Source organism: Vibrio sp. A11 (assembly GCF_013048705.1).
Classification (GTDB): domain Bacteria; phylum Pseudomonadota; class Gammaproteobacteria; order Enterobacterales; family Vibrionaceae; genus Vibrio; species Vibrio metschnikovii.
On the sequence record NZ_VHSI01000005.1, the window covers coordinates 108430 to 129607 of the forward strand.

16 protein-coding genes are annotated in these 21178 nt (G+C 44.6%); 10 read left to right on the forward strand and 6 right to left on the reverse strand.

Translation table 11 applies throughout. The features are described 5' to 3' along the window. Positions 1–10: 10 nt before the first annotated feature. Positions 11–430, forward strand: coding sequence for a YeeE/YedE family protein (locus tag FKQ60_RS07225; RefSeq protein ID WP_158145028.1), 420 nt, complete (start codon positions 11–13; stop codon positions 428–430). A 33-nt stretch (positions 431–463) separates the two neighbouring features. Further along, on the forward strand, positions 464–895 hold the full coding sequence (locus FKQ60_RS07230) for a YeeE/YedE family protein (protein WP_170905138.1): 432 nt from the start codon (positions 464–466) through the stop codon (positions 893–895). An 88-nt stretch (positions 896–983) separates the two neighbouring features. Here the strand turns inward: FKQ60_RS07230 and FKQ60_RS07235 are convergent, their stop codons facing one another. Then, on the reverse strand, positions 984–1883 hold the full coding sequence (locus FKQ60_RS07235) for an endonuclease/exonuclease/phosphatase family protein (protein WP_170905626.1): 900 nt from the start codon (positions 1881–1883) through the stop codon (positions 984–986). Positions 1884–2172: 289 nt separating this feature from the next. Here FKQ60_RS07235 and nrdD point away from each other — a divergent pair, with 289 nt between their 5' ends. The 4 genes from nrdD to FKQ60_RS07255 all read left to right on the forward strand — a co-directional run bounded on the left by nrdD (position 2173) and on the right by FKQ60_RS07255 (position 6699). After that, entirely contained in the window at positions 2173–4293 is a 2121-nt protein-coding gene (nrdD, locus tag FKQ60_RS07240; protein ID WP_170905625.1) for an anaerobic ribonucleoside-triphosphate reductase, read from the forward strand. A 34-nt stretch (positions 4294–4327) separates the two neighbouring features. Beyond that, positions 4328–4795, forward strand: coding sequence for an anaerobic ribonucleoside-triphosphate reductase-activating protein (gene nrdG, locus FKQ60_RS07245; protein WP_154171123.1), 468 nt, complete (start codon positions 4328–4330; stop codon positions 4793–4795). Positions 4796–4870: 75 nt separating this feature from the next. Continuing rightward, the gene (locus FKQ60_RS07250; RefSeq protein ID WP_170905623.1) at positions 4871–6055 is read left to right on the forward strand and encodes an amino acid aminotransferase; all 1185 of its coding nucleotides are present in this window, start codon (positions 4871–4873) and stop codon (positions 6053–6055) included. A 23-nt stretch (positions 6056–6078) separates the two neighbouring features. Continuing rightward, positions 6079–6699: an ATP-dependent zinc protease gene (locus tag FKQ60_RS07255; RefSeq protein WP_170905621.1), complete on the forward strand. Its 621-nt coding sequence runs from the start codon at positions 6079–6081 to the stop codon at positions 6697–6699. Positions 6700–6808: 109 nt separating this feature from the next. Here FKQ60_RS07255 and fruA read toward each other — a convergent pair whose 3' ends face one another. The 3 genes from fruA to fruB all read right to left on the reverse strand — a co-directional run bounded on the left by fruA (position 6809) and on the right by fruB (position 10786). Next, positions 6809–8548, reverse strand: coding sequence for a PTS fructose transporter subunit IIBC (gene fruA / locus FKQ60_RS07260; RefSeq protein WP_170905619.1), 1740 nt, complete (start codon positions 8546–8548; stop codon positions 6809–6811). A gap of 152 nt (positions 8549–8700) precedes the next feature. Then, positions 8701–9627: a 1-phosphofructokinase gene (pfkB, locus tag FKQ60_RS07265; protein ID WP_158145461.1), complete on the reverse strand. Its 927-nt coding sequence runs from the start codon at positions 9625–9627 to the stop codon at positions 8701–8703. Between the two features lie 10 nt (positions 9628–9637). After that, the gene (fruB, locus tag FKQ60_RS07270) at positions 9638–10786 is read right to left on the reverse strand and encodes a fused PTS fructose transporter subunit IIA/HPr protein (RefSeq protein ID WP_170906245.1); all 1149 of its coding nucleotides are present in this window, start codon (positions 10784–10786) and stop codon (positions 9638–9640) included. A gap of 435 nt (positions 10787–11221) precedes the next feature. On the opposite strand from fruB, the gene cra reads away from it, so the two are divergent. The 4 genes from cra (at position 11222) to FKQ60_RS07290 (ending at position 18569) form a co-directional block, all read left to right on the forward strand. Beyond that, positions 11222–12202, forward strand: coding sequence for a catabolite repressor/activator (gene cra / locus FKQ60_RS07275; RefSeq protein ID WP_170905615.1), 981 nt, complete (start codon positions 11222–11224; stop codon positions 12200–12202). 74 nt (positions 12203–12276) lie between these two features. After that, a complete protein-coding gene (locus FKQ60_RS07280) occupies positions 12277–13419 on the forward strand; it encodes an exonuclease SbcCD subunit D (RefSeq protein ID WP_170905613.1) in 1143 nt (380 codons plus the stop codon). Positions 13420–13422: 3 nt separating this feature from the next. After that, entirely contained in the window at positions 13423–16467 is a 3045-nt protein-coding gene (locus FKQ60_RS07285; RefSeq protein WP_170905611.1) for an SMC family ATPase, read from the forward strand. A gap of 53 nt (positions 16468–16520) precedes the next feature. Then, positions 16521–18569: a response regulator gene (locus FKQ60_RS07290; RefSeq protein ID WP_154171116.1), complete on the forward strand. Its 2049-nt coding sequence runs from the start codon at positions 16521–16523 to the stop codon at positions 18567–18569. A 180-nt stretch (positions 18570–18749) separates the two neighbouring features. On the opposite strand, the gene cqsA is transcribed toward FKQ60_RS07290, so the two are convergent. Together cqsA and elbB are read right to left on the reverse strand one after the other, a co-directional pair. Then, complete coding sequence (gene cqsA / locus FKQ60_RS07295) at positions 18750–19931, reverse strand: alpha-hydroxyketone-type quorum-sensing autoinducer synthase (protein WP_004396503.1); 1182 nt, start codon at positions 19929–19931, stop codon at positions 18750–18752. 590 nt (positions 19932–20521) lie between these two features. After that, positions 20522–21172, reverse strand: a complete 651-nt coding sequence (gene elbB / locus FKQ60_RS07300) for an isoprenoid biosynthesis glyoxalase ElbB (RefSeq protein ID WP_161425397.1) — start codon at positions 21170–21172, stop codon at positions 20522–20524. Between the last annotated feature and the right edge of the window lie 6 nt (positions 21173–21178).

The window sequence follows — 21178 nt, forward strand, 5'->3', positions numbered from 1 at the left end:
TGAGGTAATTATGACATTTTCAATTCCTTGGTATTCGCTATTTGGCGGAATGTTACTTGGCGTCTCCGCCACTTTATTGCTGTTATTAAACGGTAAAGTTGCTGGGATCAGCGGCATCCTTGGTGGTTTATTAACCCCCAAAGCGCAAGATACCGCATGGCGCTGGTTATTTATGATTGGTTTGGTGGCGGGAGGCGTGTTTGGGGTGCGCTTACTGGGAGCCGAAGTGCCTTTACAGTACTCATCGAGTACAGGAATGTTAATCATCGCCGGTTTACTGGTTGGTTTAGGCACTCGCTTAGGTAATGGTTGTACCAGTGGCCATGGTATCTGTGGTATTGGACGTTTGTCGCTGCGCTCTATTGTTGCTACGGGAATCTTTATGTTGGTTGCTGGTATTACCGTCTTTGTTCGTTTGCATCTTCTTTAAACGCATAGCTTTTTTTATTAGTAAGGATAGATCATGAATACGTTCTTATTTCGTTTAACGTCACTGGTAACGGGCTTATTGTTTGGTCTCGGTATGGTGATTTCTGGTATGGCGGATCCGACCAAGGTGATCGGCTTTTTAGATGTTGCTGGCGCTTGGGATCCAAGTCTAATGTTTGTGATGGGTGGTGCATTATTGGTCTTTATGCCTGCTTATTTTATTGTGATCAAACCAAAATCTAAGCCCCTTAATGCCTCGAGTTTTAGTTTGGCGAATAATCCTCATCTCGATAGTCGTCTGATTAGCGGCGCGGTTATTTTCGGCTTGGGTTGGGGGTTAGCAGGCATCTGCCCTGGGCCAGCAGTGTCAAGTTTAGCGCTAGGTAACCGTGACGTATGGGTATTTTTTGTGGCTATGTTGGTGGGTTTATTTGTCATGGGACAATGGCTAAAAACCAAAAACTAGTTACTTAAGTGGTTTGGTTTATGGCGTATTGAAAAATGTCATTCAATACGCCTGTTTTTTTATCTGGTCTTAATAGACTGTAAAAGAATTACCAGTGAAATTGACCATGAATCGGACAATGATCACTCAGTCGGTAGCGCAGCACTTCATCGTTAGGAAAAATCATTTGTTGTACTTGCTGATAGCTCACTTGGCTACTGACAATGATATGATCAATTAACGAACGAAAACGGTGTAGTTTATCTGGCTGACGGCGAGAGCGAACTTGGCAGCGTGCGGGCGTTTCTTGAGTCGCGAGTTGCACTGGCTTGTTTAACTCTTGGTTAATTATTTTCCATAGCCAATCCCCTTGGTAGGCGAGATTATGATTGAAATCTCCTAAGATCATAAACGCGTGTTGATGACGCTCTCGCTCTTGTAGCCAACGATTGAGTGCTTTGCCCTGAGTTTTTAAAATTTGGCAACTGTCAGTATTGGGATGGAAGGCTCCAGCGCATCCAGCTTTTAAATGCACTGAAAGCAAGTGGATCTCGTTCGGATTATCAGGATAGAGAATCACATACGTGGCGAAGCGCAGTTTATGATTAGCCCGTCCATAGAGATCAATATCAGCTGGTGTATCAAAAGGGATCGTTGATTTGATAGCAAAACCTGTATATTGATTGAGTTTACTGAATTGATGCTGCTGATGTTGTGGCATGGCGCGTTCAGATAAAACAATTCGATACTCATTACCCACCACCTTTTGGATGGCAGCAATACTATCCACTTCTTGAAAAGCCAGTACATCAGGGCTGAAACGCTGAAAATGTCGAGACAAGGCTTGAAAATCCGCTTCGCTACGTTTGCCCTTATCGTCAGGCGCATCGGGATTTAAGGTCAGCCATTCTATATTCCAGGTTGTGATACTGATCGGTTGTGCATAGCCACAAAATGAGCTGAGCAACACCACACACAGAGTCAATCGTGACAGAAATCGGGTTATCATGGTTATTTTCATCCGTTGAATCTTAAGTCCTTAGCCTAGCAGGCTTTTTAAAAAATCAATACGTTGTTTGAGAAAATGCCTATTTTCATCGTTTCTCAATAGATTGCGATCTCTGACCTCAATATCGTCGTCTTCTTGTCCATGGTCTGGTTTTTATTGATCTAAATCAATACGCCTCATGGCGGCATTTCGTCTAATATGCCACAACATATTGTGTTAGCGGTGCAGACTTTTATCTATATGGTGTATTTGTGGATAAGCGTGTGGATATTCTGGGTAAGGAGATATCATGAAACCAATCGTAATCAAGCGTGACGGCTCTAAAGCGTCGTTTAGCCGAGATCGTATTCAAGCGGCGGTAGAAAGCGCCGCTGATCAAGTCACCAGCGAGATTGCTATTTATGCACTCAATGTCGCGTTAGCGGTTGAATTACAACTTGAGGGACAGCAGCAGGTTCATATTGCTGAGATTCAAACCTTGGTTGAAAATGAACTGATGCAAGGGCCGTATAAAGGTTTGGCTCGCTCCTACATTGAATATCGTCACGATCGCGATATTGCCCGTGAAAAGCAGAGTACGCTAACCAAAGAAATTGAAGGTCTGATTGAAGAAAGTAATGCCGATCTACTCAATGAGAATGCCAATAAAGACGGTAAAGTGATCCCAACTCAGCGAGACTTATTAGCGGGGATTGTTGCTAAACATTACGCCAAAACCCGAATTCTCCCCCGAGATATTGTACAAGCCCATGAGCAAGGTGATATCCACTATCACGACCTTGACTACGCGCCATTTTTCCCAATGTTTAACTGCATGCTGATTGATTTGCAGGGGATGCTTACTCATGGTTTCAAGATGGGTAATGCTGAGATTGATACACCGAAATCGATTTCTACCGCCACGGCAGTAACCGCGCAAATTATCGCCCAAGTCGCTAGCCATATTTACGGTGGCACCACAATCAACCGCATTGATGAAGTGCTTGCCCCTTACGTGACGGCAAGCTATCACAAACATTTGGCGATTGCCGAAGAGTGGCACATTGCTAATGCACAAGATTTTGCTATGTCTCGTACCGAGAAAGAGTGTTACGACGCCTTCCAATCGCTGGAATATGAAGTCAATACCTTGCACACGGCTAATGGGCAAACCCCTTTTGTCACGTTTGGTTTTGGCTTAGGTACGTCGTGGGAAGCACGCTTAATTCAGCAATCGATCTTAAAAAATCGTATCGCTGGGCTTGGTAAAAATCGTAAAACCGCCGTATTCCCGAAATTAGTCTTTGCGATTAAACAAGGTTTGAACCATAAACCCGGTGACACCAACTACGATATTAAGCAGCTGGCTTTAGAGTGCGCGTCGAAGCGTATGTACCCCGATATTCTTAATTACGACAAAGTGGTTGAAGTCACGGGTTCATTCAAAACCCCAATGGGTTGTCGAAGCTTCCTCAATACATACCAAGAGCAGGGCGAGCTTGTTCATGAAGGGCGTAATAACTTAGGTGTAGTGAGTTTAAACCTGCCGCGTATCGCACTGAAAGCCAAGGGGGATTTGGACCAGTTCTATCGTTTGTTAGATCAGCAATTACTGCTGGCTCGTCGAGCCTTAGAGACTCGTATTAGTCGTTTAGAGAATGTTAAAGCGCGGGTCGCGCCGATTCTTTATATGGAAGGGGCTTGCGGTGTTCGTTTGCAAGCCGATGATACGATTGCGCAAATTTTTAAAGATGGCCGAGCGTCTATTTCGTTGGGTTATATTGGTTTACATGAAACCATTAATGCGTTGTTTGGTTCACAACAGCATGTTTATGATAGTCCGGCTTTACGCGATCACGCGTTAACTATTATCAGTCGCATGCGTGCGGCAGTGGATCAATGGAAAGAAGAGACTGGCTACGCGTTCAGCTTGTACGCGACGCCCAGTGAAAATTTGTGCAGCCGTTTCTGCCAAATTGACAGCAAAGAATTTGGGATTATTGCTGGAGTAACTGATAAGGGCTATTACACCAATAGTTTTCACTTAGATGTAGAGAAGAAAGTTAATCCATACGATAAAATTGACTTCGAAATGCCATACCCAGCGATATCCAGTGGTGGTTTTATCTGTTATGGCGAATTTCCTAATATGCAGCTCAATATTGAAGCATTGGAAAACGTCTGGGATTACAGTTATAGCCGAGTGCCATACTACGGCACCAATACGCCGATAGATGAGTGTTATGAGTGCGGATTTACCGGTGAATTTTCTTGTACCAGCAAAGGCTTTGTTTGTCCTAAATGTGGTAATCATGACTCTGCAAAAGTATCGGTCACGCGCCGAGTTTGTGGTTATCTCGGTAGTCCGGATGCAAGACCGTTTAACTTCGGCAAACAAGAAGAAGTCAAGCGCCGAGTGAAACACCTATGACGGCTTTTATCATCAGATCAACAGCGGTTGAGCTATGAATTATCATCAATATTATTCCGTTGATGTGGTGAACGGGCCGGGGACACGCTGCACTTTGTTTGTTTCTGGCTGTGTGCATCAATGTAAAGGTTGTTATAACCAAAGCACTTGGTCGTTGACTTCTGGTTTGCCGTTTACTGACCAGTTGGCCGATCAGATCATTGCTGATCTCAACGACCAGCGCATTATTAAGCGGGGTTTGTCACTGTCCGGTGGCGACCCTTTGCATCCGAGTAATGTCTCTACCGTTTTAGCTTTGGTGCAACGAGTTAATCAGGAATGCCCGGGCAAAGATATTTGGTTATGGACGGGTTACCGTTTATCAGAATTGAACGCTCAACAACGTCAAGTACTCGATCATATTGATGTATTAATTGATGGTAAGTTTGAGCAAGATAAAGCCGATCCCAGTTTACCGTGGCGGGGTAGCCATAATCAGGTGATACATAGTTGTAAAGTGTAAAAATTACTTTCGGTTTTATGGTTTCTGGTGTTTACTTGAAAGTCATTACTTGAATTTCAAAGGGTTGTGACTTTCATGCTAGACCATTTATCTGAACCAGTATTAGATCCTATTCTTTCTCTCTCCGTCGCTTTTCGCCAAGATCCCCGTCCTGAAAAGGTCGATTTGGGGATTGGCGTTTATAAAAATAGTCAAGGCCAAACACCGATCATGCAGGCGGTGCAACTGGCTCAGCAAAAGGTGATCCAGACTCAAACCACTAAATCCTACGTTGGGCTTGCCGGTTGTGAAGAGTTTAACCACAGTATCACGCAATTGGTCTTGGGTCATGAACACTCATTATCTGACCGTTTAACCACCATTCAGACTCCCGGAGCCAGTGGCGCATTGCGCATGTTGGGGGATTTAATGCGTGTTGCTCAGCCCGATACGACGGTGTGGTTAACCAATCCAAGCTATATTAATCATAAACCAGTCATGGAAGCGGCAGGATTAAAAGTAAAATACTATGCTTATTTTAGTCCGGAGACCAAAATGGTTGATCTTGCTGCCATGATGAGCGATCTGGCTCAGGCAGGACCGAAAGATGTGGTGTTACTGCATGGCTGTTGCCATAACCCGACAGGAGCGGATATTGATTTTTCCGTCTGGCAGGCGATAACGGAATTATCACTTAAACAAGGTTTTACTCCATTTGTGGATATCGCTTACCAAGGCTTTGGTGAGTCACTTGAAGGCGATGCTCAAGGTGTGCGTTATATGGCGCAGCGGGTAGAAGAGATGCTGATTACTACTTCGTGCTCGAAAAACTTTGGTTTGTATCGTGAACGGACTGGAGCGGCAATCGTATTAGGTAAAAACGCTCAGCAGGTCGCCAATGCGCGAGGCAAAATGTTGACCCTAGCACGAGCCACTTACACCATGCCACCTGATCACGGTGCGGCTTTGGTGAAAACCGTATTACAAGATGAAAAGTTAACCAACCTTTGGCTGCAAGAATTGACAGAAATGCAGCAACGATTGTTAAGCCTTCGTCAAACCTTGTGTAATGAGTTGAGAAATCAACACAATACGTCACAATTCGACTTTATCCAAAGCCACAAAGGGATGTTTACTATGCTCGGTTTTAGTCCAGAACAGATGGGTCGTTTACGCGATCAGTTCGCGATTTATGCGGTGGCTGATGGTCGAATTAATATCGCCGGTCTAACGGAGAAAGACATCCCTTATGTAGCAGAGGCGATCGTTAGCGTGTCATAACAGTAGTTGAATGAGGTAAATGAATGAAACAACCATGGAAAATCCTTCTAACGTTGCTGCTTAGTGGGGGGTTAGTTGCTTGTGCGATGGTTCCTTCTTCTGAGCAAACTGAAACCTCAGCCCAAATTGAGCAACCCGAACCAGAAACGGAATCTGCAAAACCGGAAGTAGAACCACCAGAGATTGTTGAGCCCGAGGTGCCTGCGGCGACCAAAACATCCGATGGTAAACTGATTTTTGGTGAAAAAGAGTGGGTTTATGTACCGGCAATAGAAGAGAGCTTTCGGGCTCGCATCGATACCGGAGCAACCACATCTTCGATTAGTGCAGTCGATGTTGAAGCTTTTGAACGGGATGGAGAAGATTGGGTCAAGTTTCGTATTGAACATGATGGAATAAAAAGTGGTGAGATCAATTTACCTGTTGAACGTTGGGTACGCATTCGTCAATCGTCCGATAACAGTTATCAGCGTCGTCCGGTGGTGATGATGTGGGTACAACTTGGAGAGATGAAAGATCATACTCAATTCACTTTAGCCAATCGAACCCATCTCACCTTTCCTATATTGTTAGGGCGGAGCTTTTTTAGGGATGTGGCGGTGGTTGATGTAAGTCGTGAATATGTCCAAGGTAAGCATCAATAACATCTACAGTGGTAGAAGTAATGAAACAAAAAAGTCAGCGTATCGCTGACTTTTTGCTTTTTTGAACAAGGAGCACAGAGCCTGATGGCTTGCACCATGGTTGAGAGGTTTAAGCTTGAACGGCTTGTGTACTTGCCGCTGCGCGTGATTTTAAAAACGCATAGCCTACACCGGTCACGATAGTACCAGCAGCGATCGCGACCAAATACATCAATACTGGCGTGATGGCATTCGGGATCAACAAGACAAATAGTCCACCATGCGGTGCCATGAGTTGTGCACCAAACAGCATGGATAGTGCTCCGGTTAATGCACCGCCCACCATACATGCCGGGATAACTCGCATGGGGTCTTTGGCTGCAAAAGGAATTGCCCCTTCAGAGATAAAACACAAGCCCAGTACAAATGAGGCTTTGCCTGCTTCACGTTCACTTGCGGCAAATTTATTTTTGGCTAAGAACGTGGCAAGGCCCATCCCTAATGCAGGTACCATCCCTGCCGCCATGATCGCAGCCATGGGCGCATAGGTGTTTGACGCTAATAGACCAACACCAAAAGTATACGCCGCTTTGTTGACTGGGCCACCTAAGTCAAAGCACATCATCGCACCAAGAATAATGCCTAATAACACGGCATTGGTGGAACCCATGCTATTTAAAAACTCAGTCAGCGCCGACATGATGCCTGAAACTGGCCCGCCGACGATATAAATCATCACTAAACCGGTGACTAAGCTGGCGATAAACGGAATGATTAAAATCGGCTTAAGCGCTTCCATTGACTGAGGCAAGGAGACATTATCAGCAATCCATTTTGCACTATAACCGGCGATGAAACCGGCCGCGATACCGCCTAAAAAGCCAGCGCCCGTTGAGCTAGCGAGCATGCCACCAATCAGACCAGGTGCCAGACCAGGACGGTCGGCAATCGAAAAAGCAATATAACCAGCCAGTACGGGGATCATCAATGCAAAGGCGGATCCACCACCTATGGTCATCAAAGCGGCGGCAAGGGTGCCTTCTTCTTTAAAAGCTTCAATACCAAACACGAAAGAGAGGGCGATCAATAAGCCACCAGCAACGACCACAGGGAGCATATGTGAAACCCCAGTCATCAGGTGTTTATAGACGCCTTTTTTCTCGTCACTAGACGATGCACTACTTGATCCTGAGTGTTGGTAAGTGGTGGCTTGGACCAAGGCTTTATCCATCTCTTCAGCGGTTTTCTTAAGAGCGGGGCCAGTTTTGGTGCGATACAGCGCTTTACCATTAAAGCGCTCAAGAGGCACTTCAATATCGGCGGCAATAATCACTAAATCGGCCTCGGCAATATCTTGCTCAGTGAGTTGATTTTTGGCACCGACCGAGCCACGAGTTTCGACTTTGATTTGGTGGCCGCGGCGTTTGGCTTCTTCTTCCAGCGCTTCCGCTGCCATAAAGGTATGAGCAACACCGGTTGGACACGCGGTGATAGCGACGATCTTTTTCACCGCTGACGCGTTTGATCTACTGGGTGCAGTGGTGGTCACGGCTGAGGCGTTCAGTACTTTGGCTTGTTCTACTGCTGTGGTTAAGTACGTGCTCGGATCGCTGGTGCAGGCTGAAATCTCACTTTGGTAGAATTTTTTACCGACAAAACGCGAGGTATCGACCGGCGTATTAGCAGCAATGATCACCACTTCAGCTTGAGCAATATCGGCCTCGGTTAAGGTTGTCGTGTCGAGTATCGAAGAGTGACACTCGACAGTGGCATTCCAGTTCAGTGATTTCGCTGCTTGTTCTAATAAACCGGCGGCGATAATGCTATTGGCAACCCCGCTGGGGCATGCGGTAATGATGGCAATATTCATAGTGTTGACCTTTTGTCGTTAATGGTTAGTTCATAGACTAATCAATGGTTTACCCTAGTAACTTAAGACGATGGCGGTTTTAACAGCTCGGTATATTTTTTCTACCCAGTTACCTCGCTGTCGTTGGTGACTGCTTTCGTCAAGTCGTGTGGTTATAATTGGATATCGTTTTGTAGAGCTGTGACTTTGTTGATGTCAGGAACGCCAACGCCCACCTGCGTTACCGCAAGAGCGGATAGCGCGGTTGCAAAGGTGATCAATGACGATTTATCCATATTTTGCATATGCCCCCAACACAAACCGGCCACTAAGGTATCGCCAGCACCGACCGTGCTCACGACCGGCATTTTGGGTGGTTTGGCGTGTAGCCATTGGCCTTGATTAAGCCACATCGTGCCTTGTGCCCCCATGGATACCACAATATTAGCGATACCTTTATCGGCGAGTTGTTGAGCGGCGGCTTGACACGCTTCAGGGGTATGCAGAGGGTGGCCAACAAACTGAGCCAGTTCTTCTTCATTGGGTTTAATTAACCATGGCTTTGCATCGACTCCGGCGATTAGAGCCTCACGGCTGCTATCAAACAGCACTTTTTTACCCAGTAAGCCCAGTTGCTCAATCCATGTTGCGCAGCGCTGTGGGGAGAGACCGGATGGTAGACTGCCTGCAATGATGAAGTACTCGTGATCATCAGCGAGCTGGAACAGTCTCTGCTCGAACCGTTGAATATCTTGTTCATTGACATGAATACCAGGGAAATTGATGTCACTGACTTGACCAGATTGTTCGACCAATTTGACATTAATTCGTGTCGCTCCAGGTAGACGAATAAACTGATCGTTTGCGCCTATTTCAGCAAAGAGTTGACAAAACATTTCTTGGTTATCTTGACCAAGAAATCCTGTCACCGTGACTTGAGCACCAAGATCGCTGAGCACTTTGGCTACATTGACCCCTTTACCCGCCGCATGTAATGAACCTTGTTGAACTAAGCTCACGGAACCAACATGCATTTTTTCCATGCTGCCAGTGAGATCAAGTGCTGGATTCAAGGTAATGGTAACGACTTTCATACTCATCATCGGCTCCTTAATGCTCACCAAGACCGGATTTAATCGCTGCGCCAATCGATTCAAGGGCAAGGGCGGCATCTGGCCCTTCAGCGCTAAATTGCAGTTGGTGGCCGTGTTTCACTCCTAGGGCGATAACTTTCATTAAGCTTTTCGCGTTGGCCGCTTTACCATCACCATCTAAATTGACCACCTTGATGTTGGCTTGAAATTTCTTCGCTTCTGCCACGAGCATGGCGCCGGGACGAGCATGCAAACCATGTGAATTGGTAATTTTAAAGATCGAGGTTTCAACATTCGCGTTGTTTTCTGGGTGGCTAGAAGCAGCTTGGGCGTTGTCTTGAGAAAATAACGCGACCAATTGATGGGCATCCGCTTGTAATAATTGCTCTTGCTGCTGGTTGAATACAAGCTGGGTGATGATATTAAGAAACGAGCGATGGGCATCATTACAAGCGGCAATCGCGATCAAAGCTTTGACAGCAATGCCTTGGTACTCACAATGATTAGCGGTAGAAACAAATGACATCGCGCTGCGCGTCACACTTTGGTTACTGCTGATTAACCATAACCCTTTGCCTAAATGGGTAGGGGACTTGGTGACCAGATCGGCGACAAAAGCACTATCAGTACAGCCAGTATTTTTCAGTAAACCACCCGCCACCGCGGTCATTTGCAGCATGTCACTGGCAGGAAAGTGCAGTTGAATCAAAGCAGGATCAAAATCAGCGGCAAATTGCACTTCGCCATTGAGTAGTGCGACTAAATCACTCGCTTGTTGTACTTGTTTGAGCTGATTCTCAACGCCATCGGCAGAGAGCACCTTGGTCAGTTGCTTTAATATGCCTAAATGTTCATCGGATTTGGCTGCAATACCAATCGCGACATAGACGATATTACCCTCACCCCAATCAACGCCGTTGGCAAAATGATGCACGGTGACGCCAGTCTGCTTAACCAGTTCGCGAGTTTCAATCGTGCCATGGGGAATGGCGATACCGCTGCCTAAAAAAGTTGAATTTTGCGCTTCGCGGTTAAGCATACCTTGAACATAGCCTGACTCGACCAGTTGTTTTTCAGTAAGGTCTGCCGCGATAGCACGAATGGCATCTTGTTTGTTCGAGGGTGTCTGCGCTAATCGAATATCTTGCGTAGAGAGTTGCAACATGTTTGGCCCCTTAGCCAGAAATGGCTTGTGTTGATAATGCGAGTCGCTTTTTCTGACTATCCCCTTCCTACTTGAAGCTGCAGGGGGGCTATGTTCGTTCACCCCAATCATGGAGCCTATCTATGCTCATGGGGACTCACTCACTTGCCACCTACCTGCAACTCCAAGTTGTTTGGGTATAGAGTCGCATTATCGTGATTTATGATTAAGCTGAATCGTTTCAGCTTTAAGTTTAAAAAAATTTAGCAAACGCTATAGTTTATTAATCAGTCGCTTTCATTAGGTTTAGTCCAAAAAACTCGACTTAGCTACCAATTTAAACTTTTGCTGAATCCTTTCAGCTTTGATACTGAATCGATTCAGCTTATAATTCAACTCAATTAAGGATCAAAAAATTGTTTCTATGATCCCACGCACAGAACCCGAGTAGTGGATATGACACTAGATGAAATAGCCAAATTGGCAGGCGTCTCAAAAACAACGGCCAGCTATGTGATTAATGGCAAAGCGACCAAATATCGCATTAGCCAAAAAACTCAGCAAAAAGTGATCGCGATTGTTGAGCAGTATGATTACCGCCCAGATTTAGCCGCATCTTCGTTAAGAGCGGGCAATAGTCGCTCGTTTGGCTTGATTATTCCCGATTTAGAAAACACCAGTTATGCCAAATTAGCCAAATTACTTGAACACAATTCACGTCAAGCGGGTTATCAAATATTAATTGGCTGCTCTGATGATGATGCAGAAATTGAGAAAAATGTTGCCCATGCTCTCGTCTCTCGGCGGATTGATGCCTTATTTGTGGCCAGTAGCTTGGCGGATGCCAGCGAATTTTATTGGCAGGTTCAACAAGCGGGCACGCCGGTGATTGCCATTGACCGACCTTTGGATGATGAACATTTTCCTTGCGTGGTCAGTGAGGATTTTAGTGCCGCCTTTGAACTCACCCAATCGGTATTGAGCAATGAGGTGAAGTGCGTTGGTTTGATTGGCGCATTGCCTGAATTAAGTATCTCTCAAGAGCGGCAAATGGGCTTTGAATCGGCGTTGAAGCAGGCGAATAAGCAAATGGTTCTGGCTTATGGCGAGCACTTTAATCGCGAGGAAGGGCGGCGAGTGTTCGCACAGTGGTATGAGCAAGATAACATGCCCGATGCCGTGGTAGTGACGTCTTATACCTTATTAGAAGGGGTATTAGACGTATTATTAGAGCATCCAGCACTGATGGATAAACTAAGACTGGCGACCTTTGGTGATAATAGATTATTAGATTTCTTGCCAATTAAAGTGAACTCATTACCCCAGCAGTTTGAATTGATCGCCGATAGTGCGATGGCATTAGCTCTGAACGCCTCGGCAAAACGTTTTGCTAATGGTATTGAGTTAATTCCGCGTCGGTTGAAAGTGCGCCGCTGATTAATGAAAGCAATGATCTTATCCTAGCTTAAGGTTATCATAGGCTTAACATCACCTTTGCTTACAGGCTGGCAATGAAGTTTTTACACACTTCCGATTGGCATTTAGGCCGTCACTTTCACAATGTCTTTTTATTGGATGATCAACGGCAGGTCTTAAACCAACTTATCGATTATATCACTCTTCATCCGGTGGATGCGTTGTTGATCGCCGGTGATATTTATGACCGCTCAGTACCACCGACCGCCGCAATTGAGCTATTGGATGAAGTATTAACGCGCATTTGTCAGCAATTACAGACCCCAGTGATCATGATCCCTGGCAACCATGATGGCGCGAAGCGTTTAGGTTTTGCCGCCAAACATATGCAGTCGTCTGGCTTGCATATTATCAGTGACTTTACGCAAATGTTACAGCCTGTGGTGCTTAGCTCAGAGCAAGCCGGCGAAGTGGCTTTTTATGGTATGCCTTATAGCGATCCTGAGCAGGTTCGTGATGCGTTTAAAAATAAGGTCAGCACTCATGATCAGGCACATCAATTTCTTTGTCAGCAGATTGTTGATACGTTCAATCCTGCCCAGCGTCATGTCTTGCTTAGTCACTGTTTTGTCGATGGCGCAAGTACCTCAGATTCAGAGCGACCGCTGTCGATTGGCGGCGCTGACTGTGTGAATCACCAGCACTTTTTACCCTTTGATTATGTTGCATTAGGGCATTTGCATCAGCCGCAATATAAAGGCCAAGATTATATTCGTTACAGTGGCTCGCTGATGAAATACAGCTTCTCTGAGCAATATCATAAAAAAGGCATGACTTTAGTGGAATTGAATCAAGAGGGTTTTGTGTCGGCACAACCGATCCCGCTCACCGCGCCCCATGATATGCGTGTTATTGAAGGAGAACTAGAGACCTTGTTGGCTCAAGGTCAGCAAGACCCTCATGCGGATGATTATCTACTGGTGCGTTTAATGGATAAGCACGCCATTTTAGATCCGATGGAAAAGCTGCGCAAAGTATACCCAAATGTGTTGCATTTAGAGAAACCGGGTATGTTAATGGATAGTGAGCAGCCAATGGGTCGAGCTCGTTTGGCGCGTGGTGAGCTGGATATGTTTCGAGATTTTTTTCTTGAAGCTAAGCAAGAGCCGTTAACGGAATTGCAAACACAGGCGATTAGCCAAGTCATTCAGTCACTCAAAAATCAGGAGTCAAATTAAGTTATGCGTCCAATTACTTTGACTCTGCAAGCTTTTGGCCCGTTTGCGAGCCAGCAAGTGGTCGATTTCAGCGCTTTTGGTCATGCGCCGCTTTTTTTAATCAATGGCCCAACAGGGGCAGGGAAAAGCTCGCTACTCGATGCGATATGCTATGCCTTGTATGGCGAAACTACGGGTAGCGAACGTTCTGGCGATCAAATGCGCTGTGATTATGCGCCTGATTCTGTTCTGACGGAAATAGAGTTTGTCTTTGAGCTGCATAATCGGCGGTTTAAGATCATCCGCAGCCCGGATCAGCAGGTGGCGAAACAGCGCGGTGAAGGCACCACTAAAAAATCTCATGCCGCGAGCTTAATCGAACGGTTCGCTAATGACGAAGAAAAGCTGCTGGCTCATAGCCCTAAGCGTGTTGCTTCTGCGGTGGTTGAATTAATTGGCCTAGATGTAAAGCAATTTCGTCAAGTGATGGTGATTCCGCAAGGTAAATTTCGTGAATTGTTAGTCGCGAACTCAAAAGAGCGCGAACAAATCTTTGGTCAGCTATTTCAAACCCATATTTATACGCAAATTGAACGGGAATTGTTTGAGCGAGCGGCAGAGATTCGTCGCCAAAAAGAGCAATTTGATCAGCAAATAAAAGGGGCGTTGAATGTTGTTGCTATGGCCAGTGAAGAGGAATTGCAGCAAGCACTGACCAGCGTTGAGCCAAGCTTAAAAAACAGCGAGCAAAGCCATCAACAAGCGCAGCAGAAGCTTGATGTTCTTAAGCAACAATGGCACGCGGGGCAAGAGTTACAAGCGAAATTTAGCCAGCAAGAGCAGTTGGCTTTAGAGCAAGCACAATTAACCGCGCAACAGGCTGAGATCGATGAGTGGCAAGTAAGATTGCAACAAGACCAAAAAGCGGCGCGGCTCGACTTACCTTATCAACAATTATCTGATGTACGGCAGCAATTGACGCTGGCTGAGCAAGCGCAAAAAACGCATCAACAAGCGGTGAGTCAAACACAGCAGCAAGTGACGGTGGCAACGGCAGCTTATCAGCAGGCAGATCAAGCCGCACAGCAAATTGATGCGCTCAGCCAACAGTTGTATCAACTGGAAAGCATGGGTAAAAAATGGGTTGAGTTAGAGCAACAACGGCATCAGCAGACTAACGCGTTAGCGGCGTTGAAGGCGGCGCAGACTCAGCATCAGCAGTTGAAAAAGCACCTTGCTGATTTAGAACAGCAGCGCCAAGAGCAGCAGCAAGCATTAGAACGGGTGATTAGCCAACGAAGCGGTCTGGAAACTAAACAGCTACAGTGTAGCCAACTGAATGAGCATATTCAGTTACGTGTCAAGCAGCAATCTTTAACCGAACAAATCAACCAGTTACAGCAAGCGTATCAACAAGCTGGGCAAGCTTATCAGCAGGCTCAGCAGCAAACGTTGCAGGCTAGCCAGCATGTCGATCAGTTGGAATTTTATTGGCACAGTAATCAAGCCGCAGAATTGGCACAGAAACTCGCACCAGGTAATCCATGTCCAGTCTGTGGTAGTGAGCATCATCCTCATATCGCACAATTTTCTGGTCAAGTGGTGAGTAAAGATCAGGTTCAGCAAGCTCGTCAGGCTCAGCAACATCATCAAGCGAATGAAACCGAACAACTGAAACAATACCAAAAGGCTGAAAACAATCTTAGTCATTATCAGCAGCAGCTCAAGCAGTTCGAGGAGCAAATCGAGCACAAGGCATTGCCAGAATTAACCGCATTGCAACATCAACATCAAGCATTAACTGCTGAAATTGAGCGTCTAACGCTGTTAAATCCGCAAGCCCTTGAGCATCAACTGAGCCAAGTGATGGTGGCCTTGCAGCAAGTTCAGTTACAACTTGAGCAGCAGCAACATAAAGTCGATCAAGCCAGTAAAACAGAGATTGAAGCACAAACCAAAGTCACCAGTTTACAAGCTGAAGTGGCTAGTGAATTTACTGATGCCGCTCAAGTGCGTGAAGCCTATGGACGGGTGAAAAAACAGATCACCGCGTTGCAGCAAGCTGAATTACAGGTTCGAACCCAGTTAGCTGCGGCTCAGCAGGCTTTATCTTCTGCTCAAGCAAGCTTAATCAGCGCCGAGCAGCAAGCGAAACGTTGGTTGGACAGTGAGCAGCGTTTAGCCCAGGAATGGCAAGCGGCGCTTAACGACAGTGCTTTTTCCTCGCTAGAGGATTATCTGCAGGCCAAGTTAGCAGAAGAGGCCCGCTTATCCATAGAACAGAAAGTTCGTCAATTTGAGCAGCACCGAGCGACGCTACAAGGCCAGTGGGATGCGTTGGCTAAGGAGTTGAACAACCAAACGCCGCCGAATCTCACCGAACTCAAGGCCGCGGTAGAACAGCAACAAGCCCATGTTACGCTTTGCTTGCAGCAGCTCAGTGAAGTTCGCTCACGTTACGACAGTTTACGCCAAGTGAGCGACAAGTTGGTTACGCTTTATCAGAACAATGTGCAACTTGAAAAAGAGTATCAAATTTACGGCACATTAAGTGATATAGCCAATGGACGCACGGGCGCTAAAGTCAGTTTGCACCGCTTTGTGTTAGGCGTGCTGCTTGATGATGTCTTAATTCAGGCTTCACAACGTTTGCAAAGAATGAGTAAAGGACGCTATTGGTTAAAACGTAAAGAAGATCGCGCTAAAGGTAATGCGGGTTCAGGGCTCGATTTAATGGTCGAAGATGGCTATACGGGAAAATGGCGCGATGTGGCGACATTATCGGGCGGAGAATCTTTTATGGCGGCGTTAGCATTGGCATTAGGTTTATCCGATGTAGTGCAAGCCTACAGCGGTGGGATTCGCCTCGATACTCTGTTTATTGATGAAGGATTTGGTAGCTTAGATCCTGAATCGTTAGATTTGGCAATCCAAACCTTAGTTGATTTGCAGCAAGGGGGGCGCTGCATTGGCATAATTTCTCACGTTGCTGAGCTCAAAGAGCAAATTGCTTTACGGTTAGATATCGTGACCTCAACCCTCGGCAGTAGCATTAAACTTGTTGTATAGTTCAAAGATAGGATAGAGGATTGATCAATGGATCATAGGCAGCGATAACTCATATGGATGCGGTAAAAAAAATATACCAATACGCAGAACCAAACTTAACATTAGTTGGATGGATGGGCTTCATCGGTTTTCCGATTTACTATTATGTATGGACTTACCTGTTTCCCCAAGGCTATGAATCGTTTTGGCTACGGGGATTTTGCTCGCTATTGTTTGCCGGAATTGCTTTTCGCCACTCATTTCCCAAAGCATTACAGCGCTATTTACCGTATTACTATCTGCTTTCAATAGGCTTTTGTTTACCTTTTTTCTTCTCTTTTATGATGTTGATGAACGATTGGTCGACAGTCTGGGCGATGTCTTTTATGGCATCGATTTTCTTGCATATTCTGCTAGTTCATGAAACTAAGGTGATGTTGCCACAAGCGATTATTTCCGTATTACTCGCTTACTTCTCGGTTTATGTTGTCGTTGATGCCGCCCCTAGTCAGATGATTTCTTGGACTTATGTACCTATTTTTATCTTTACTTATGTATTCGGTAATCTGTTCTACTTTCGCAATCAGGTATCACACGAGAGCAAAGCATCATTAGCAAAATCGTTTGGTGCAGGAATTGCACACGAAATGCGTAATCCACTCAGTGCGCTTAAGTCTTCTCTTGATGTGGTGCGTACTCTAGTTCCTTCCCCCCATTCAGGCCAAGCAACTCATATTATTAATCAACAAGATTTACAGCAATTGCATGAAATATTAAATGATGCGGATGAGGTGATTCATTCTGGTAATGAAACCATAGATTTATTGTTAACGTCAATTGATCAGCATCGTGTCTCAACGTCGACCTTTCGAAAATTATCCGCTGCTACGGTGGTTGAAAATGCTATTCATTCTTTTGCCTACAAACGGGCCGTTGATCGAGCAGCCGTTTCATTAACCGTTAATCAAGATTTTGATTTTTTTGGTAGCGATACCTTACTTAAGTTTGCGTTGTACAATTTACTGAAAAATGCTTTTTATTATCAAAGTAGTGAAGTGTTTACGATTAACATCGAATTGAATCGAGTCGATGAGCAGAATGTGATTACTGTCAAAGATAATGGGATTGGTATTGAAGCAGAACAGCTCGAAGAAATTTTTAAGGACTTCTATACCTTTGGTAAACATAATAGTTATGGGTTAGGGCTGCCTTTTTGTCGAAAAGTTATGCATTCATTTGGCGGTGAAATTATTTGCCATTCCGTCTTCGGTGAATGGACCCAATTTACCCTTCAGTTTCCAGATGTTGAATCCGAACGTATCAAACAGATAAAACACGATCTACTAAAATCTAAATCGATTTTATTGATTGGTGAACCGAGTTTATTAAGTCGGCATCTGAATGAACAAGCTTTTTATTTAGGGTTTACTTTGCATATGCTCACTCTCAGTCAAGCGATGCAAAAAGAAGCGTATGAATTTGAATTTGATCTTATTTTTATTGATTTAGCTCCATTTGAAACACAGTGGGATAAATTGAGCTTACTGGAAGGTCAATTACATTTTACTGAAGCCAGAATTAGTTATATTTATGACCAATCTAAGCGTTATCCTATTAATATCTCTCGTTACTTAACAATTTATCCAATTGAAATACGTCATTTGTTAAAAGACAGTATTGGAACCATCGAGAAGCTATTATTTTCGATTGATGAGCTTGAGGTTGAAAGGGGAAATATACCACAACGAGAAGTCAATTATCAAAGAAGCATCTTATTAGTCGATGACAATGATTCTTTACGAACGTTTTCTGCTATATTATTAGAAAAGCAGGGTTATGATGTTTATCAAGCTCATGATGGTCAACAAGCTTTAGAGATATTAAAACAACATACTATGGATTTAATCTTAATGGATGTTGAAATGCCGGTTATTGATGGATTACAGGCGACGAATATCATCCGCAGTTCAATGGCCGAATACCGAAAAACGCCTATTATTGGCTATACAGGGGATAATAGCTCAGAAACGATAAATCGTCTCTACCGTGCTGGAATGAATGATTATATTGTTAAACCTGCTGATAAAGATAAATTATTAAATAAAGTGGCCGATTGGTTATAGGATACAAGGTTTCCCCTGTATCCTATATATCCTTCCTCCTTTAAGCTGCAGCGGTGTTGGCTGCGTTCGTTCACCCCAATCACATAGTCTGCCTATGCTCATGGATATGCACTCACTTGCCGCCTACCTGCAACTCCAAGTTGTTTGGGTATAATTCTCTTTCCTTGAATCGATCTTTAATTATTTAAAATAGAGTTGCTTATTGTGTATCGCAGACTCACAGACTGAGAGAATTTTTTGAATGTCAGAGTCTTTTAGTGAGCTGTTTAACGATAATCGAATAATGTTTTTATTTTTTGCCGTGGCAGGGCGACAAAAGACTGCGCCAAATACGCCATTATTCTCTAGAAAATCACGAACATTTTCGGTATTACGTTCATCGCCTGTTTCTAAAGCAATAATTTGCGATTGACTACGAATCGTAAAACCAAGTTCAAGTAAGCCATGGCGTAACTGCTCACTGTGACGAAAAAGTTGTTTTCTTCTTTCATCCGCCGATTGGATTACCGATAACGTAGCACTGAGCGCTGCGACTTCATAAGGCAGAATTGTCGAGCTAAAGATCGCGGGATAACCGACAAAAGGTAAACAGCGATCAACATGGTTATTCGCCCAGATAGCGCCAGCTCGATAAGCAAAGCTTTTCGCTAAACTCACCGTCATAAAATCAACCTGTGATGATAAACCAAGTTCAGCGAGCAAACCGGCACCTTTAGGACCATGAGTACCGAGTGAATGGGACTCATCAACTAAAATAGCGCAACCATACTGTTTAGCTATCGCAACTAAATCTGCTAATGGGGCGACAGTACCAATTGTACTATAGATAGAATCGACCACGATCAATCCGGGTCCATGACGTTTAATGAGCTTCACTAAATGATCACAGTGATTATGCATAAAAGGGTGCAGATGAGCATTGGCATAGCGAGCTCCCTCCCAAAGTGACATATGAGCAAAAAAGTCGATATAGACGTTGGTATCGGCTGAGCAGATCGTTTGTAATAGTGCGGTATTCGCATTCCAACCAGACTGCGAAAGTAGACACGTATCAAATTGAGCAAATTGGGCAAGCTGTTGCTCAAGATCAGGTTTGTCAGCCTCATCTTGTAAAAAGATCGCCGACATAAACACACTATCGGTACTATCATCGATGGCTTGTTTTAAGTGAGCCTTAATGAGCGGATGATGAGATAAACTAAGGTAATCATTACTCTGTAAAATAATATCATTAGTGCTCGGACGCTTGCCTAGAACCAAATGTTTGCCATTATTATTACTATCAATAAGGTCGTTAATAAATAAATCTAATCGTTGTTGAATAAATTCAGGTAGTTGTTTTTTTGAGGTGCCATATTTCATGGTTAATATCCTTTGTTGAAAGTAAGCGCCAGCTGACAAAGGATATATTGTCGTATAAAAAAATAATGTCATTAATGAAATATTATTATTTTGCTCGTGTTAGCAAACTCAATTATAGTGCCTTTATTATGTGTTGTTGATCCGTAGGCTCAGAGAGCCTAATTAATGTGTAATAAATATAATAGCCCAAATTATTGCTACTATTTATATACTCAAACTACTTGGAGTTGCAGGAAGGCAGCAAGTGACTGAGCCCCCATGAGCATAGACAGGCTATGTGATTGAGGTGAACGAACGTAGCCAACACCGCTGCAGCTTCAAGTAGAAAGGGGGGAAGCTGCTGTAGGTTTGTCTACTCCGTATACCAAATGATAGTGAGAGATATCCTCGCTCTCACCAACTATCAATCTACGATGGTTAGCATTTACACCAGACAAATTTATCACTGGCGCTGCACATTGCTAAAAATCAAAGTAGTTTCGATATACAGTCAAATCAGCAATAAAAAATACCGCCGAAAAGGGATATCTTCAGCGGTATATCAAGCATAGTAAGTTAATGTTATTGGTCTCGAATAAAAGTGACTCGCTTTAGGCCAACTGAATTAAACGTTTAATTAATCGATCAATGCCGAGTGCTGCTTGTGATAGATTTTCGGCCAGCATATAAGCTGGAGTCGAGAGAACGTTATGACGTTGATCGTAAACATAATCATCAACGGGACAATTCACGTGTTCTCCGCCCATTTGATTAAATGCATTGGCCGTTTGTTGGTCATGGCCAATGGTGCCTTCTACTCCGGTTGGATAAATAAGCGGGATGAGTGCAGGGGAGATGCATAAATAACCGGCGGGTTTACCACTTTGAGCAAAGGCATGGCAGACCTTAGCGACTTGCTCATTGAGCGTGCAGTTGGCTCCTTTGGTGGCAAAATCGCTGAGGTTTTTGGCGACGCCGAATCCACCTGGGAGCAGTAATGCATCAAAATCTTGAACATTGAGCTCCGCAATGTCTTGTACTTTACCACGAGTCAATCTTGCTGATTCAACCAGTACGTTCCGAGTTTCAGACATGATCTCACCAGTGAGATGGTTAACTACTTGCGTTTGCTCAACATTCGGTGCAAAACAGGCCCATTGCGCACCTTGTTTTTCAATCGCATAAAGGGCAAGTACCGACTCATGAATTTCAGCGCCATCGAAAACCCCGCATCCACTTAATATCACAGCAATCTTTTTCATCACTCT